A 14,674-nucleotide genomic window follows, 5' to 3' on the forward strand; every position below is an offset into this window, starting at 1 on the left:
TATCGCGAGCAAGCTCACTCCTACAGGGGATATGGCGAACATGCGGGGCGTGAACTGATCCGGTATTAATCGCTAAGACTGCATCTGTACTGAAAACAGTCTGACGCGCATATTCCGTGCTCATCTGCACCGAATATTCGCGAGCCCTCCATGAAGCGTTATGAAAAGTTTGCCGACGACATCGCCGAAATGATCCGTTCCGGCGTGCTCGCCGCCGGCCAGCGCGTGCCTTCGGTGCGTTACGCCAGCCAGACCCACGGGATCAGCCCGTCCACGGTGTTCCAGGCCTATTACCTGCTGGAACGGCGCGGCCTGATTCGGGCGCGGCCCCGCTCGGGGTATTTTGTCAACGACAGCTTCGTCAATGAAAGTATCGCCAGCCAGCGCTTTGAAATACCCGCAGTCCCAGAGGCTCTGCCGGCGAATCAGGTCAGTGAAAGCACCGAAGTGGATGTCAGTGAGCTGGTGTTTTCCGTGCTTGAATCGATCAAGGATCCGAACACTGTTCCGTTCGGCTCGGCATTCCCCAGCGCCGGGCTGTTCCCGCTACAACGCCTGGCGCGCTCCCTGGCCAGCGCCACCCGGGACATGGACCCGAGCATGGTGGTCAGCGACTTGTCGCCGGGCAATCCGGTGCTGCGTAGGCAGATTGCGCTGCGGTACATGGTCGCCGGACAAGTGTTGCCCATGGAGGAATTGCTGATCACCAATGGTGCACTGGAAGCTTTGAACCTGTGCCTGCAGGCCGTGACCGAGCCCGGTGATCTGGTGGCCATCGAAGCCCCGGCCTTTTACGCCTGCCTTCAGGTGCTGGAGCGTTTGAAACTCAAGGCGGTGGAAATTCCGGTTCATCCCCAGACCGGCATTGACCTGGCCGTGCTGGAGCAGACCCTGCAACGCCATCCGGTCAAGGCCTGCTGGAGCATGACCAGCTTTCAGAACCCCACCGGGGCGACCGTCTCTCAGGACCGCAAGCGGGACCTGGTGGAGTTGCTGCGCCGGCATCAGGTGCCGCTGATCGAAGACGATGTCTACGCAGAACTCTATTACGGACAGAACGCGCCCAAGCCTGCCAAGGCCTTTGATACCGAAGGGCTGGTGTTGCATTGCGGGTCGTTCGCCAAGAGCCTGGCTCCGGGGTATCGCGTGGGCTGGGTGGCGGCCGGACGGTATGCGCAGAAGGTCGAGCGGCTGAAACTGATGACGTCGCTGTGCGCCTCGATGCCCGCCCAGGCCGCGATTGCCGATTACCTGCAACATGGCGGTTATGACCGGCACCTGCGCAAACTGCGTAACAGCCTGGAAGATCAGTTGCGGGCGATGCTGGGCGCCGTGGCCCGGCACTTCCCGCCGCAGACGCGGGTCAGCCAGCCGTCAGGCGGGTATTTCCTGTGGCTGGAGTTGCCGGAGCAGATCGATTCGCTGAAGGTGTTCCAGATTGCGCTGGCCCAAGGCATCAGCATCGCACCCGGCCCGATGTTCTCACCCACCCGCCGCTTCAAGAATTGCATCCGCCTGAACTACGGCAGCCCCTGGAACGAGACGTGCGAGCGGGCGATGGAAACTCTGGGCAAGATTATCCGCTCGATGATGGGAAGCCACACCGCGCCGTAGCAGTCCGGCTTGCCGGCATGAGCGCCGTACGACTGTGGGAGCGGGCTTGCCCGCGAAAGCGGTGTGTCAGGCACCATGATGGAGACTGATCTCACGCTTTCGCGGGCAAGCCCGCTCCCACAGGGATCTGCGAGTTCATGTGAGTTGCGGCACGGGTGGTCAGCGGCCGCCACCCAGGTCGATGAAGGTGCCGGTGGAATACGACGCTTTATCCGACAGCAGCCAGACGATCGCCTCGGCCACTTCGTCGGCCAGCCCGCCGCGGCCCATGGGGATGGTCGGCTCCAGCTTGCTGACCCGCTGCGGGTCGCCGCTGAGGGTGTGGAACTCGGTAAAGATGTACCCCGGACGCACCGCATTGACCCGCACGCCCTCGCCCGCCACTTCCTTGGCAAGGCCGATGGTGAAGGTATCCAGCGCACCCTTGGACGCCGCGTAGTCGACGTATTCGCCCGGAGAGCCCAGCCGCGCCGCCACCGAGGACACGTTGACAATGCTGCCGCCGTGCCCGCCATGGCGGGGCAACATGCGCAACAGCGCGTGCTTGCTGCACAGCATCGGGCCGACCACGTTGCTCATCATGATCTTGAGCAGGCGGAACTCGGACATGGTGTCGACCCGAGACGTCTCCCCCACGGTACCGGCGTTGTTGACCAGCGCGGTGATGCGCCCAAGGTCGGCGTCCACGCGGGAGAACAGCCGAATGATTTCATCTTCGTTACTGACGTCGGCCTGGACCGCAATGGCGTGGCCGCCCGCTTCGCGAATCTGCCCGCAGACCCGTTCGGCCGCCGCGTGATCGGAAAGGTAGTTGATGCAGACGCGATAACCCAGTGATGCCGCCAAAACTGCCGTGGCCGCTCCGATACCTCTGGAGCCGCCAGTGATGAGGAGGTTTTTATCCATGGAATTTCCGATTAAAAATCCAAGCTTCTTAGAGGGGTGTCACACGTAAACGTCAGAGAGTGCTCTCGGATACCCGTTTCTGCGCTGCGCTAATATCCGCCATGAAGCGGTCCGCTGGCAATGGATGCCCCAGCAGATAGCCTTGCAACGAGTCGCAACCCAGTTGGGTCAGGAAGCTCTGCTGGCTAGTGGTCTCCACGCCTTCGGCGACGATGCGCAGGTTCAGCGCCTGGCCGAGGGCGACGATGGCCGAGACAATCGCCGCATCATCGCTGTCGCGTTCCAGCTCGCGAACGAACCCGCGGTCGATCTTCAGCTCGTTGGCCGGCAAGCGCTTGAGGTACATCAGGCTCGAATAGCCGGTGCCGAAATCGTCGATGGACAGGTCCACCCCCATGTCGGAAAGCTTCTGCAGCACCGTCATGCTGGCATCGGCGTCGCTCATGGCGGTGGTTTCGGTGATTTCCAGGGTCAGGCAGTTGGCCGGCAGCCCGTGGGCCGACAACGCAGTGGCGACGGTTTTCACCAGCCCTGCGTGGCAGAACTGCAACGCCGACAGGTTCACGGCGATCCGCCAGTGGGTGTACCCCGCGTCATACCAGACGCGCATCTGGCGGCAGGCCTCATTGAGCACCCACTCGCCGATGTTGATGATCAGGCCGGTCTTTTCGGCAAGGCCGATGAATTTGTCCGGCATCAACAGCCCGTGCTCCGGGTGATTCCAGCGCACCAGGGCCTCGGCGCCCACCGGTGCGCCCGAGCCTGCGGCAAATTTCGGCTGGTAATGCAGGCAGAACTGGCCCTCGCGCAGGCCGACGCGCAAGTCCTGCAGCAGTTGCAGCTGATTGCGTGCGTTGGTGTTCATCGACGCATCGAAGAAGCTGTAGCCGTTTTTCCCCGCGCTCTTGGCGTGGTACATCGCGGCATCGGCGTTCATCAGCAGTTCCTGCTGGGTGCGGCCATTGCCGGGGTACAGGCTGATACCGATACTGACCGTCACTTGCAGGTCGTGGTCCTGTACGTTGAACGGCTTGCCCACCAGCGCCACCTGGCGCGAAGCGACGGTGGTGGCGTCGTCTACTTCTTCAAGCTCCACCAGCAGCACGAATTCATCGCCGCCGATGCGGGCCAGGGTGTCGTGGCGGTGGAAGTTCTCGCGCATGCGCGCGGCCACTTCCTTGAGCAGCAGGTCACCGACGTGATGGCCGAAGGCATCGTTGACCGGCTTGAAGCCGTCCAGGTCCATGAACATCAGCGCGAACAGGCCGCCCTGGGAGTCAACCTTGCGCATGGCCTGCTCGATGCGGTCAGCCAGCAGGATGCGGTTGGGCAGCCCGGTCAGGGTGTCGTGCAGCGCCAGTTGAGTGAGTTCGCGGTTGGCCTCGCTCAGCGAGTGCGCAAGCTGCGCGGTGCGCGCCTCAAGACGCGCATCCAGCACCGAGGTGAGCAAGGTGATGGTCAACACGGCAAGGCTGGTCACCAGCACCAGTTTGTCCAGCCCGTCGGTGCGCAGGCCGGTGACCGCCGAGCCGCAGAAACTGCCCTCGGGGAAATTCGCCGCGGCCATGCCGGTGTAGTGCATGCCGACGATGGCAAAGCCCATGATCACCGCCGCCCCGCCGCGCCAGAGCTGCACGTGGGGTGTCTGCCCACGCAGGCGCAGCGCGATGCACAGGGCGGCGCCCGAGGCGGTCACGGCAATCACCAGAGAGGCGACGAACAGCGTGGGGTCGTAATCGATGCCCGGTTGCATGTGCAATGCCGCCATGCCGGTGTAGTGCATGGTGCTGATGCCGGTGCCCATGGCCAGCGCGCCAAACAGCACATGCAACACTGGCACGTGGCGATGGCTCACCAGCCACAGGGCAAAGCCCGAGGACAGCACGGCCACCAGCAGGGAAACCAGGGTCAGGGTGAGGTCGAAGCCGAGGTCGATAGGCAACTGGAACGCCAGCATGCCGATGAAATGCATGGACCACACGCCGATGCCCATGGACAACGCACCGCCGCCGATCCACATCAGCCGCGAACGCCCCCGCGATGCCTGGATGCGTCCGGCAAGATCCAGGGCGGTGTAGGACGCCAGGATAGCCACCACGATGGAAACCAGGACCAGCGACAACGTGTAGTGTCCAATCAGCATGGCGCGCGACTCAAACTCAACCAGGAAAGGCTCTGACAGCCCAGGAATTCGGCGGCGATTCTACCGGTTTCTGCAAGAATGTCGCGGTTATTCCGTCGCAATCATGGCAATAGGCCTCTACCTATGATCAGCGGCGGGAAAACGCCGGTTCCTGCGCAATATCTGTCTCGGTATTCCAGCCGCCACCCAATGCCGCGATCAACTGGACGCTGGCAATCAGTCGGCTTTGCAGCAATGTCAGCACGCTGCGCTCGTTACTCAATGCAGTGGTTTGTACGTTCACTACATCAAGATAGCCAATCAATCCGGCTTTGTATTGGTTACTGGTCAGGCGCAGCGATTCACGGGCGGCATCCAGTGCCTCTTTGCGCACCCCTGCCTCTTGCTCGTAGACGCGCAATTGCGCCATGTAATCCTCGACTTCCTTGAAGCCGTCGAGCACGGTCTGGCGATACTGGGCCACGGTCTGGTCATACACCGCCTCCGTGCGATCGACCTCGGCCGAGCGCTGGCCGCCGTCGAACAGGGTCATGGCCAGTTGCGGCCCCACGGACCAGAAGCGGTTCGGGAGGCTGATCCAGTTGCTGAAGGTACTGCTGCTGTAGCCGCCGCTCATGCTCAAGGTCAGATCGGGGTAGTAGGCAGCCTTGGCCACGCCGATATTGGCGTTGGCCGCCATCACCGACCGTTCGGCGGCGGCGATGTCGGGGCGACGCTCCAGCAACTGCGATGGCAGTTGCGCCGGAATCTGCGGCAAGGCAGGAATGTCGGTGGTCGGCGCCAGGCTGAAATCCGCAGGTGGCAGCCCCATGGCCACGGCGATGGCACTCTCGAACTGCGCTCGCTGCCAGGCCAGATCGATCAGGTCGGCCTGGGTGCTCTTGAGCTGGGTTTGTGCCTGAGCCACGGCATCGCGCCCGGAAATCCCGGCGCGATACTGGTTCTGGGTCAGTTTGAGCGACCGCTCGTAGGCCTGGACCGTGGCTTCCAGCAGGCGTTTCTGCTCATCGATCACTCGCAGTTGCAGGTAGTTCTGCACCAGCAGCGACTGCTGGCTCAGGCGAATCGACGCCCAGTCGGCCAGGCTTGCCTGGGCACTGGCCTTGTCAGCCTCAAGACCGCGCCGCAATTTGCCCCAGACGTCCGCTTCCCAGCTCACGCCCAGTTGCGCGTTGTAGGTGTCGCGAATCCCGCTGCTGGAACTGCTCAGGCTGGAGCTGCTGCTGCCGGTGCCCTGGCTTGAGCGGTTCTTGCTGGTGGTCAGGTCCAGGGTCGGAAAGAACGCACCACGGGCGCTCTTGACCAGCGCCAGCGCCTGCCGGTACTGCGCCTCGTTCTGGGCGATGGTCTGGTTGGAGGTGTTGAGTTTCTCCACCAGACCGTTCAACTGCGCATCGCCGTAGACTTCCCACCAGGCGCCACGGGCCATGGCGTCGCTGGGGTTGGCCTGGGTCCAGCCTTCGGCCTGCTTGAAGTGCGCGGGGGTGGCGGCGTCCGGCTTTTTGTAGTCCGGGCCGACGGCGCAGGCACTGAGCAGCAAGGCGCACAGGCTGACGCTGAAAATGCGCCGAAATGGCAAGGTCCGCTGTGTCACAGAGGCGTTCAGACGAATGTTCATAGCGGCGTTTCCAGAGCGGCATCCGTCTGCACACCGCGCCACTTGTTGAAGCGATGGCGCAGACGGTCGAGGTAGAGGTAAACCACCGGGGTGGTGTAGAGCGTGAGAATCTGGCTGAGAATCAGACCGCCGATGATGGTCAGGCCCAGCGGCCGGCGCATTTCCGCCCCTTCGGCGCTGCTGAGCAGCAAGGGCACGGCACCCAGAATTGCCGCCAGGGTCGTCATCAGGATCGGCCGCAGGCGTTGCAGACAGGCGTTGCGGATCGATTCCAGAGGTGTCATGCCACTGCCCCGTTCCAGTTGCAAGGCCAGGTCGATCATCAGGATCGCGTTCTTTTTCACCACGCCAATCAGCAGGAACAGCCCCAGCAGGGAAATCAGGCTGAATTGCCCGCCCGTCAGGTAGATGCTCAGCAGCGCGCCGACACCGGCAGACGGCAGCGTCGAGAGGATGGTCAGCGGGTGAATGTAGCTTTCATAGAGAATCCCGAGCACCAGGTAGACCGCCACCAGCGCCCCGAGAATCATCCACGGCTGACTCTTCTGCGTTGCAGCGAAGGCGTCGGCGGTGCCGGCCATCTTGGCGATCACGTCTTCGGGCAGGCCAACCGCCGCCACGGCGCGCTCGATGGCGGCGGTGGCCTGGTCCAGGGTCACGCCGTCGGCCAGGTCGAAGGAGACGTTATCCGAGGCAAACTGCCCGTCATGGGTGACCCGGTCATCTTCCAGGCTGCGCTCGTAATGGGCGATGGTCGACAGCGGCACCCGCGCACCGTCGGCGGTGATGACCTGCACCTGCTCCAGCGTCACCGGATCAAGGGCGTATTTCGGATTGACCTCCATCACCACCTGGTACTGGTTGAGCGGGTCGTAGATGGTCGAGACCTGGCGCTGGCTGTAGGCGTTGTTGAGCACCGTGGTGACCATGTTCATGTCGATCCCCAGGCGCTTGGCCGCGTCCCGGTCGACGATCAGGGTCACTTGCTGGGTGCCGCCGCCGTCGTGGGCGTCGATGGCGGTCAGTTCCTTGAGGGATTTCAACGCCGTGACCACCTTCGGATACCAGTAGCGCAGGCTCTCAAGGTCGCCGCTTTGCAGGATGTACTGGTACTGCGAGGTGGTTTGCTCGCGGCCGCCGCCCAGTTGCAGGTCCTGGTCAGGCTGCAGGAACAAGCGCCCGCCCGGCACCTGGGGCATTTCCTTGCGCAGACGCTCGACCACCTGTTCGGCGCCGATCTTGCGCTCGGCAATCGGCTTGAGCCGCACGATGATAAAGGCGTTGCCGGTACCACCGTTGCCACCAATGAAGCCGGCCACGCTCTGCACCGCCGGATCCTTGAGAATCGCGTTGCGGAACACGTCCATTTTCGGCTGCATGACCGAGAACGACAGGCCGTCATCCCCGCGCACGAAGCCCATCAATTGCCCGGTGTCCTGCTGTGGCAGGAAGGTCTTGGGCACCACCACGTACAGCGCGATGTTGACGCCGATGGTCAGCAGCAGCGTGAGAATGGTCAGGCGCCGGTGACGCAGGGCCCAGCCCAGGCTTTTGTCGTAACCGGCGACCATGCGGTCGTTGACCCGCTGGCTCCAGCGTTGCAGGCGATTTTCGGTGCCCGGCACATGGGGTTTGAGCCAGCGGGCGCAGAGCATCGGGGTCAGGGTCAGCGACACCACCAGCGAGACGATGATCGACACCGACAAGGTGATGGAGAACTCGCGGAAAAGGCTTTCCACCAGCCCGCCCATGAACAGGATCGAGATGAACACCGCCACCAGCGACACGTTCATCGACAGCAGGGTGAAGCCCACCTCCTCCGCCCCGCGATACGCTGCCTGCATCGGCGGCACGCCTTCGTCGATATGCCGGGAGATGTTTTCCAGCACCACGATGGCGTCGTCCACCACCAGCCCCGTGGCCAGGATCAACGCCATCAGCGACAGGTTGTTCAGGGAGAAACCGCACAGGTACATGATAGCGAACGTGCCCACCAGAGACACCGGCACCGCGAGGGTCGGGATCAGCGAGGCGCGGAAGTTGCCCAGGAACAGGAACACCACCAGGATCACCAGAACCACGGCGATCAGCAGGGTCATTTCCGCCTCGTGCAGGGTGGCCTTGATCACCGGCGAGCGGTCCATCGCCAGGTCCAGCTTCACGCTGGAGGGCAACACCGCCTGCAATGCCGGGAGCTGCGCCTTGATCGCGGCCACGGTCTCGATGATGTTGGCCCCGGCCTGACGGTTGATGACCAGCAGCACCGCGGCGTCCTTGTTGAAGAAGCCGCTGTTGTAGCGGTCTTCCACCGAGTCCTTGACCTTGGCCACGTCCTTGAGGCGCAGCGCCGCGCCGTTCTGGTAATGGATGATCAGCGGCTCGTAATCCTTGGCCTTTTCCAGTTGGTCGTTGGCCTGCACCTGCCAGTTATGGTCGGCGTTTTCCACGAAGCCCTTGGGCCGGCGAACGTTGGAGCCAGAAATCGTGGTGCGCACCTCGTCCAGCGACACGCCGTACTGGTCCAGCAACTTGGGCTCCAGTTCCACCCGCACTGCGGGCAGCGAACTGCCGCCGATCTGCACCTCGCCCACGCCGCTGACCTGGGACAGGCTCTGGGACAGGATGGTCGAGGCCATGTCGTACAGCTGGCCCTTTTCCAGCACATCGGAAGTCAGCGACAGCACCATTATCGGCGCCTGGGACGGGTTGACCTTCTTGTAGGTCGGCATGCTGCGCATCCCACTGGGCAACAGGTTGCGCGAGGCGTTGATTGCGGCTTGCACCTCCCGCGCCGCGCCGTTGATGTCGCGGTCCATGTCGAACTGCAGGATCACCCGCGTCGAGCCCTGACTGGAACGGCTGCTCATGGTGTTGACCCCGGCAATGGTGCCCAGGGACCGCTCCAGTGGCGTGGCCACGCTCGAGGCCATGATTTCCGGGCTGGCGCCGGGCAGCGAGGCGCTGACCACGATCACCGGGAAATCCATGTTCGGCAGCGGCGAGACCGGCAGCAAGCCGAAGCTCAGCCCGCCCAGCAGCATGATCGCCAGGCTCAGCAGCATGGTCGCCACCGGGCGGCGGATGAAGGGGGCCGAGAGGTTCATGAGCAGCTCCAAGCCACAAGCCGCAAGCTGCAAGCCGAAGCCGCGCCGCCTGTCAGCTTGAGGTCCGGCGCATGAGGGGTGCCGATCATACGGCCACCTCGGTCTTTTCGGCGCGACGGAACCTGCGCCCCATCCGGTCGAAGTACAGGTAGATCACCGGCGTGGTGAACAGGGTCAGCACCTGGCTGACCAGTAAGCCGCCGACCATTACCAGGCCCAATGGCTGGCGCAGCTCTGCACCGGAGCCGGTGGCGAACATCAGCGGAATGGCGCCGAACAACGCTGCCAGGGTGGTCATCAGGATCGGCCGGAACCGCAGCAGCGCAGCTTCGTAGATCGCTGTCTGCGGATCGATGCCACGGTTGCGTTCGGCGTCCAGGGCGAAGTCGATCATCATGATCGCGTTCTTTTTCACGATGCCGATCAACAGGATGATGCCGATGATCGCGATCATGCCCAGGTCATTGCCGCTCAGGATCAGCGCCAGCAAGGCACCGATGGCCGCCGACGGCAGCGTCGAGAGGATGGTGATCGGGTGGATGTAGCTCTCATAGAGCACCCCCAGCACGATGTACATGGTCACCACCGCCGCCAGCACCAGCAACAGCGTACTGGACAGCGAGGCCTGGAACGCCTCGGCGGCGCCCTGGAACTGGGTCTGCACGCCGAGCGGCATGCCGATGTCCTGCTGCACCTGCTCGATCACCTTGACTGCTTCGCCCAGCGCCACACCCGGCGCCAGGTTGAACGACATCGTCACCGCCGGGAACTGGCCGATGTGGGAAATCGCCAACTGCGCCTGCCGCTGCTCGATCCGCGCCAGGCTCGACAGCTTGACCTGCCCGCCGTCGGTGGTCTTGACGTGAATCTGCTCCAGCGCCTTGGGCCCCAGATCGTTGCCCGCCGCAGCTTGCAACACCACGCGGTACTGGCTGGCCTGGGTGTAGATGGTGGAGATCTGCCGCTGGCCAAAGGCGTCGTACAGCGCATCGGTGATGTTCGACACCGAAACGCCCAGGCGGCTGGCGGCATCGCGGTCGATGTTCAGGTAAACCTGCAAGCCCTTGTCCTGCAGGTCACTGGCCACGTCACTCAGCTCGGGCCGCTGGGCCAGTGCTTCGACCAGCTTGTCGCTCCACAGGGCCAACAGCTCCGAATCCGGCGACGACATGCTGAACTGATACTGGGTGCGGCTGACGCTGTCCTCGATGGTCAAGTCCTGCACCGGCTGCATGAACAGGCGGATGTCCGGGAGCTGGTCGACCTGGGGCTGCAAGCGTTGAATCACCTGGGTCGCGGAAAGATCGCGCTCCTTGTGCGGCTTGAGGTTGATGAGCATGCGCCCGCTGTTCAGGGTCGCGTTGTCACCGTCCACGCCGATGTACGAAGACAGGCTGGCCACCGCCGGATCCTGCAGGATGATCTTCGCCAGCGCCTGTTGCCGCTCGCTCATCGAGGCGAACGACACCGACTGCGGCGCCTCGGAAATGCCCTGGATCACCCCGGTGTCCTGCACCGGGAAGAAGCCCTTGGGCACGGCCAGATACAGCACAACCGTGATGCCCAGCGTGGCAATGGCGACCAGCAGGGTCAGCGGCTGGTGCTTGAGCACCCACTGCAACTTGCGACCGTAGGCGGCGATCAGCCAGTCGATCCACACGCCGCTGGCATGGTAGAACCGGCCTTGGTCTTCTTCCTTGGGCTCGCGCTTGAGCAGCCGCGCGCACATCATCGGGGTCAGGGTCAGGGACACCACCAGGGAAATCAGGATCGCCACCGCCAGGGTGATGGCGAACTCGCGGAACAGCCGGCCGACCACATCAGCCATGAACAGCAGCGGGATCAGGACCGCGATCAGCGAGACCGTCAAGGAAATCAGGGTGAAACCGATCTGCTTCGCGCCCTTGAGCGCTGCTTGCAGCGGGGTCTGGCCCTCCTCCAGATGCCGGGAAATGTTCTCCAGCATCACGATAGCGTCATCCACCACGAAACCGGTGGCGACCGTCATGGCCATCAGGGTCAGGTTGTTGACCGAGAAGCCGGCCAGGTACATCACGCCAAAGGTGCCGATCAGCGACAGCGGCACGGCCACCGAAGGAATGATCGTCGCGCTCAGGCGGCGCAGAAACAGGAAGGTCACCAGCACCACCAGCACGATGGAAATCAGCAGCTCGTGCTGCACGTCACTGACGGAGGCGCGGATGGTCTGGGTGCGGTCGGTCAGGACGGTGACGTCGATGCCGGCGGGCAGGTTGTCGGTGATGCTCGGCAACAGCGCCTTGATCCGGTCGACCACTTCGATGACGTTGGCCCCCGGCTGGCGCTGGATGTTCAGCAGCACCGCCTGGTTCTCGTTGGCCCAGGCGGCAAGACGTTCGTTTTCCGCACCGTCGGCAATCTGTGCCACGTCCTTGAGCCGCAGCGGGCCGCCATTGGCGTAGGCCAGGATCAGGTTGGCGTATTCGTCCGGGGATTTGAGCTGGTCGTTGGCGTCGAGCATCGAGACCCGGGTCGGGCCATCGAAGTTGCCCTTGGGGGTGTTGACGTTGGAGGCGCTGACCAGCGTGCGCACGTCCGAGAGGTTCAGGCCGTTGGCGGCCAGCGCCTCGGGATTGACCTTGATCCGCACCGCCTGGCGCTGGCCACCGGCGATACTGACCATACCCACTCCGCTGATCTGGGCGATCTTCTGCGCCATGCGCGTATCGACCAGATCGTTGAGCTTGGGCAGCAGCATGGTCTTGGAAGTGATGGCCAGGGTAAGCACCGGCGTATCCGCCGGGTTGACCTTGTTATAGGTCGGCGGCGCGGGCAAGTCGCTGGGCAGCAGGTTGGTGGCGCCGTTGATCGCCGCCTGCACTTCCTGCTCGGCGACGTCCATGTTCAGGTCCAGGCTGAAGCGCAGGGTGATCACCGAGGCGCCGCCGGAACTGGTGGAGGCCATCTGGGTGAGCCCCGGCATCTGCCCGAACTGGCGCTCCAGCGGCGCGGTCACGGCACTGGTCATCACTTGCGGGCTGGCGCCGGGGTACAGGGTCATGACCCGGATGGTCGGGTAATCGACCTGCGGCAAGGCCGAAACCGGCAACAGGGTGTACGCGATCAAACCCGCCAGCACGATGGCCAGCATGCTCAGCGTGGTGGCGACGGGCCTGAGGATGAACAGGCGTGACAGGTTCATACGTTGCCTTTCTGCTCGGTGTCGGCGCCGGCCGACTCACCGGATTCCTTGGAAGGCTTGCCCTGCAGCTTCTGGCCGGGGGTGGCCGGGACGTCCTTGCTGTCGTTGACCACTTCCACGTCACTGCCGTCTTTCAGGCGGTCAGTGCCTTCAAGCACCACACGGTCTCCGGCGATCAGGCCGTCGGTGATGACAGTAGAGTTTTCATCGCTGGGGCCGGCCTTGAGCTGACGAATCCGCACTTTCTTGTCGCCGTCCATGACATAGACGAAGGTGCCGTTGACCCCGAACTGCACCGCTGCCGAAGGAATCAGCACCACGTTTTTCAGGGTGTTGGCCAGCAGGCGCGCGTTGACGAACTGATTGGGGAACAGCGATTCGCTTTCGTTCTCGAACCGCGCCTTGAATTTCAGGGTGCCGGTGGTGATGTCGATCTGGTTGTCGATACTGGCCAGCACGCCACGGGCCTGCATTTTCACATCGCCACGGTCCCAGGCTTCCACCGGCAGCTTGTCGCCGTTGCGGTAGTGGCTGATGACGTCGGCCAGGTCTTTCTCGGGCAGGGTGAAGTTGACGGTGATCGGTTTGGTCTGGGTGATGACCGCCAGTGCCGTGGTGTCATTGGCCGCCACCAGGTTGCCGACGTCCAGTTGACGCAGGCCGATGCGGCCGGAGATCGGTGCACGAATCTGGGTGAAGTCCAGGTTCAGCTTGGCATCGCCCACGGCTGCCTGATTGGTCTTGATGGTGCCCTGATACTGGCCGACCAGCGACTCGGCGGTGTCCAGCGTCTGCTTGGCGATGCTGTCTTCTTTATAGAGGTCGCGGTAGCGCTGCACGTCGATCTGCGCATTCTTGAGCAGCGCCTGATTCTGCATCAGCGTGCCCTCGGCCTGTTGCAGGGCGATCTGGTAGCTGCGCGGGTCGATCACCGCCAGCAGGTCGCCGGCCTTGACCTGCTGGCCTTCCTGGAAGTTGATCTTGACCAGTTCCCCCGCCACCCGGCTGCGCACGTTGATGGTGTTCATCGCCGTGACGGTGCCCAGTGCCTTGTAGTAGATGGGGAAATCACCGGTGGTCGCAGGCGCCACGCGCACCGGAACCGGCCCGGTGGAACCGCCGAAGCCCGGACGCTGGCCGGTCATTTTGCCCGCCCCGCCACTGCGGCTCGCACCCTTGTGTGGTTGCTCGCCTTTCTGCGCGGTGGCGTCGGTTTTACCCGCCGACGACTCTCCACCCAGGCGGGGCCAGTAATGCCAGCAGACGCCTGCGACGATCAAGAGAACCAACAGGCTGAACAGCCAGCGACGGGAGTTGCGAGGACCAGACGATTGCATGAATAAGTCAACCAGTGTGCGCGTGAGCGTCTTCGGAAGGCTGAACAATAAGCATAGATACGTGCCAAGCAAAGGGCCTTTACCGGCAATTTACCTAGTGCTTACTTTGGTAAGGTGCTGACGTGCAAATAAAAACGGCCTGATCGAGTCAGGCCGTTTTGTGTTGCGATGTATTGCCCGGACAACGCGGCCAATACGCAACGGACAACTTATTTCAGGACAGCCAGTGCGGCATCGTAGTTCGGCTCCTGGCCGATCTCCGGTACCAGTTCGCTGTGCAGGACGTTGTCGTTTTCGTCCAGCACTACCACGGCGCGCGTGGTCAGGCCGACCATCGGGCCGTCGGCGATGGCAACGCCGTAGTTTTCCATGAAGTCGGCGCCACGCATGGTCGACAGGTTCTTCACGTTTTCCAGGCCTTCGGCGCCGCAGAAACGCGCCTGGGCGAACGGCAGGTCAGCGGAAATGCACAGCACCACGGCGTTGTTCAGATCGTTGGCCTGGGCGTTGAACTTGCGCACGGAAGTGGCGCAGGTCGGGGTATCGACGCTTGGAAAGATGTTCAGCACTTTGCGCTTGCCGGCAAAGGTTTCCAGGGTCACGTCAGCCAGATCGCCACCGACCAGTTTGAAGGCAGGCGCCTTGCTGCCGACCTTTGGCAGTTCGCCGCTGATCTGTACCGGGGAGCCTCGACGAGTCACTTGAGCCATGAGCTGAGTCCTTATTCTGAAGTTGCGATTCTGAGGGTGCCGCAAGGGTGTTGCAGAAAAA

8 protein-coding genes are annotated in these 14,674 nt (G+C 63.1%); 1 reads left to right on the forward strand and 7 read right to left on the reverse strand.

From position 1 onward, the window contains the following. The first annotated feature begins 150 nt into the window (after positions 1 to 150). The gene (gene mapR / locus NPS29_RS05130) at positions 151 to 1,614 is read left to right on the forward strand and encodes a GntR family transcriptional regulator MpaR (protein WP_274131114.1); all 1,464 of its coding nucleotides are present in this window, start codon (positions 151 to 153) and stop codon (positions 1,612 to 1,614) included. Positions 1,615 to 1,773: 159 nt separating this feature from the next. Here the strand turns inward: mapR and NPS29_RS05135 are convergent, their stop codons facing one another. The 7 genes from NPS29_RS05135 to tpx form a co-directional block, all read right to left on the reverse strand. Then, a complete protein-coding gene (locus NPS29_RS05135; RefSeq protein WP_274131115.1) occupies positions 1,774 to 2,520 on the reverse strand; it encodes an SDR family oxidoreductase in 747 nt (248 codons plus the stop codon). 52 nt (positions 2,521 to 2,572) lie between these two features. Beyond that, on the reverse strand, positions 2,573 to 4,663 hold the full coding sequence (locus NPS29_RS05140) for a putative bifunctional diguanylate cyclase/phosphodiesterase (protein ID WP_274131116.1): 2,091 nt from the start codon (positions 4,661 to 4,663) through the stop codon (positions 2,573 to 2,575). Positions 4,664 to 4,790: 127 nt separating this feature from the next. Beyond that, positions 4,791 to 6,281 (reverse strand): efflux transporter outer membrane subunit, encoded by a 1,491-nt coding sequence (locus NPS29_RS05145; RefSeq protein WP_274131117.1) that lies wholly within the window; start codon positions 6,279 to 6,281, stop codon positions 4,791 to 4,793. Continuing rightward, positions 6,278 to 9,385 (reverse strand): efflux RND transporter permease subunit, encoded by a 3,108-nt coding sequence (locus NPS29_RS05150; protein ID WP_274131118.1) that lies wholly within the window; start codon positions 9,383 to 9,385, stop codon positions 6,278 to 6,280. Before NPS29_RS05150 ends, NPS29_RS05145 begins: the two co-directional genes overlap by 4 nt. Positions 9,386 to 9,470: 85 nt before the next feature. Then, positions 9,471 to 12,566 (reverse strand): MdtB/MuxB family multidrug efflux RND transporter permease subunit, encoded by a 3,096-nt coding sequence (locus NPS29_RS05155; RefSeq protein ID WP_274131119.1) that lies wholly within the window; start codon positions 12,564 to 12,566, stop codon positions 9,471 to 9,473. Further along, the gene (locus NPS29_RS05160) at positions 12,563 to 13,918 is read right to left on the reverse strand and encodes an MdtA/MuxA family multidrug efflux RND transporter periplasmic adaptor subunit (protein WP_274131148.1); all 1,356 of its coding nucleotides are present in this window, start codon (positions 13,916 to 13,918) and stop codon (positions 12,563 to 12,565) included. The genes NPS29_RS05155 and NPS29_RS05160 overlap by 4 nt, the downstream gene beginning before the upstream one ends. A 194-nt stretch (positions 13,919 to 14,112) precedes the next feature. Continuing rightward, positions 14,113 to 14,613 carry a thiol peroxidase gene (tpx, locus tag NPS29_RS05165; RefSeq protein ID WP_274131120.1) on the reverse strand — a complete coding sequence of 167 codons (501 nt, stop codon included), beginning with the start codon at positions 14,611 to 14,613 and terminating at the stop codon, positions 14,113 to 14,115. Between the last annotated feature and the right edge of the window lie 61 nt (positions 14,614 to 14,674).

The organism is Pseudomonas putida (assembly GCF_028682175.1).
In the GTDB taxonomy this organism is placed as follows: Bacteria; Pseudomonadota; Gammaproteobacteria; order Pseudomonadales; family Pseudomonadaceae; genus Aquipseudomonas; species Aquipseudomonas putida_AD.